At 64.0% G+C, this 3,253-nt stretch carries 2 protein-coding genes; one reads left to right on the top strand and one right to left on the bottom strand.

The window, feature by feature from the left end:
• Positions 1-492 (bottom strand): PE family protein (locus tag BST40_RS32675; protein WP_142276836.1); only part of this gene is annotated, 492 nt, incomplete at its 3' end.
• Positions 493-934: 442 nt separating this feature from the next.
• On the opposite strand from BST40_RS32675, the gene BST40_RS27550 reads away from it, so the two are divergent.
• On the top strand, positions 935-3,253 hold a 2,319-nt coding region (locus BST40_RS27550; protein ID WP_142276837.1), incomplete at its 3' end, for a PPE family protein.

Consider the following 3,253-nt stretch of genomic DNA (forward strand, 5'->3'; position numbering starts at 1 on the left):
CCCGCCAGCGCCCCCCGCAGCTCCAGCAGCGCTGCTACTGCCACCATTTCCGCCGTCGCCATACAAGATCCCGCCCGGCTGACCCGGCTGCCCCACCGGCCCACTGGCCCCGTCGGCACCGTTACCGACCAACGCCCGCCCCACCAACGCCTCGGAGGGCGCATTGATCAAGCTGAGCACGCCCTGTCCCCCGGTCTGCAAAGGCGACGCATTGGCGGCTTCGGCGACGGTATACACATCCGCACTCCACTTGAGAGTCCCCACAAAATAGTCGTGATACGCCGCCATCTGAGCGCTCAAACTCTGATAGGCCTGGCCATGCCCGGAAAACAGCCACGCCACCGCCGCCGAGACCTCATCGGCACCCGGCGCCGACACCGCAACCGTCGAAATCGCTGCCGCCGCATTTGCTGAACGCAGGTTTGAACCGATCCGCAACACATCCGCCGCTGCCGCGGCCAGTACCTTTGGGCTAGCCACCACGAACGACATCACTTCGATCCCCTTTGTCCGAGTGTCTTTGGCTACCGAGCCAGTACTCCACCGATCACCATCACCTCATTCGGGCCACCGCACCCTCGGCCGAAAGGCGGATTCGAGGGTTGAAATTTTCTCCCCCCATTGGGGGAGGACAACACAGCCGCCGGCTCCCAGGCGGGAGTTTTGACGAGGCCGTGTTGACCATCGAAATATGCTGTGCTGCTGATCTTTTCAGGATGACAGCGGGTCCGGGCCCAGCTCCGCGGTCACCGCCGCCCCGGGCGGCGAACGAACGAGAGGCCAGTTGCGGATTGCCCGATATTCACTATGAATTGCGGTGATACCGCCTGGCGCCGCCGAGCATTCTCGGCCGAGACAACCACCGGCCAGCAGAGATGCCGCCACACCGCCCGCCGGCGCGGCGCCGCCATCTGCTTCGGCTTAGGGAGATGTGATGGATTTCGCGGGGTTGCCGCCGGAGCACAATTCGGCGCGGATGTTTGCCGGCGCGGGTTCGGCGCCGATGCTGGCGACGGCGGCAGCATGGCAGCGGTTAGCCGCCGAGCTCGGCTCGTCCGCATTCGCGTTCTCATCGCTGACCTTCGGTCTGGCGGGTTCGTCGTGGCAGGGACCGGCCGCGGCGACGATGGCCGACGCGGCCGCAACCCACGTGGGCTGGTTGAACGCGGCCGCACTGCAGGCCGAGCAGGCAGCCGCCCAAGCCCGGTTAGCGGCAGCCGCGTTCGAGGCTGCGCGAGCGGCCACCGTGCATCCGGGGACTATCTCGGTCAACAGGACCCGGCTGCTAAGGCTGGTGGCCTGGAACGTGTTGGGCCAAAACGCCCCGGCGATCGCCGCCGTCGAGGCCGAATATGAGCAGATGTGGGCCCAGGATGTGGCCGCAATGTTCGACTACCACGCCGAGGCTTCGGCGGTCGCCACGATGTTGACCCCGTTCCCCCCGACGCCGCATGCGCTCGCGGGCCTGCCCGGGCAGCGGGCCGGGGCAGAGTCCGTTACGGGCTCCGCCAGCCCGGCCTTAGCCTTTGCCCGCCCGCTTAGTAGGGCGGGCTTGAACCTGGGATTCGCCAACATGGGTAGCGGAAACATCGGCAATGGCAACATCGGCAGCTTCAATATCGGCTCCGCAAATATCGGCAGCACCAACATCGGCAGCGGAAATGTCGGCAATGCGAACATTGGGTTCGGCAACACCGGCCCCTCGTCGACCCCGGCCAGCCGCAACATCGGGTGGGGCAATACGGGCAGCACCAACATCGGCTTCGGCAACACCGGCGACGGAAACATCGGCTTCGGCAACACCGGCGACGGAAATATCGGTATCGGGCTGACCGGCAACGGCCGGACCGGTCTCGGCGGCCTGAACTCGGGCACCGGCAATGTCGGCCTTTTCAACTCGGGCACCGGAAACGTCGGCATCGGGAACTCGGGCACCGGAAACTGGGGCATTGGCAACTCGGGTAACAGCTACAACACCGGCATCGGCAACTCGGGTGAAGCAAACACCGGCTTGTTCAACTCGGGCGTAGCCAATACCGGCGTCGCGAACGCGGGCAGCTACAACACGGGTAGCTACAACCCGGGGAGCACCAACACCGGCGGCTTCAACGGCGGCAGCTACAACACCGGCTTTTTGAACAGGGGCGACTACAACACCGGCGTGGCAAACACCGGCAACGCCGACACCGGCGCATTGATCTCGGGCAATTACAGCAACGGCCTGTTGTGGCGAGGAAATTATCAGGGCCTGATGGCTCCGGGCTTCGGAAACTCTACCGACATCCCGTCGTCGGGCTTCTTCAACGCCGGTTCCGGTAGTGCGTCGGGTTTCGCCAATTCCGGCGCTAATACTTCGGGCTTCTTCAACTCATCGGACGTCGGAATCTCGGGCTACTACAACGCAGGCGCGCTGGAATCGGGCCTGGTGAACTCCGGCAACACTATCTCGGGCGGGTTCAACGAGAGCCTGCTGAATGCCACCGTGCCCGCCTTTGTCTCCGGTGCCCTTAACACCGGCAGTGAGCTGTCGGGCTTCCGCGGCGGCCCGTCGTCACTAAACCTCGGCTTCGCCAACCACGGGGGTGCGAACATCGGCAACGCCAACGTCGGCGACTCCAACTTCGGCGGCGGCAATCTCGGAAACACGAACCTCGGCAGGTCAAACATCGGTAACGCCAACCTCGGCAGCGGCAACATTGGCAGCACCAACATCGGCAGCGGAAACGTTGGCGACGGCAACCTCGGCTTCGCAAGTATCGGCATCGACAACTTCGGCTCCGGAAATCTGGGCGACTACAACATCGGCCCCGGAAACGCCGGCACACATAATCGGGGCTTCTGGAACGCCGGTAACTCCAACATTGGCTTCGCCAACGCCGGCGACTTCAATGTCGGTTTTGCCAACACCGGAAGCAACAATATCGGGATCGGGCTCACCGGAAACGGCAAAGTGGGGCTTGGCGCGCTCAACTCGGGCGGCGCCAACATCGGCTTGTTCAACTCAGGCACCGAAAATGTGGGCTTGTTCAATTCGGGCACCGGCAACATCGGCATCGGAAACTCAGGCAGCGAAAACTGGGGCTTCGGCAACGCCGGTGCCGGAAATACCGGCATCGAGAACAGCGGCATCTTGAATAGGGGCTTCGTCAACGCGGGCAGCACCAACACCGGTCTGAGCAACGGCGGCAGCTATAACACCGGTTTCGTCAACGCGGGCAGCACCAATACCGGAAGCTATAACGCGGGCCAGCAC

The organism is Mycobacterium persicum, from assembly GCF_002086675.1.
Lineage (GTDB): Bacteria > Actinomycetota > Actinomycetes > Mycobacteriales > Mycobacteriaceae > Mycobacterium > Mycobacterium persicum.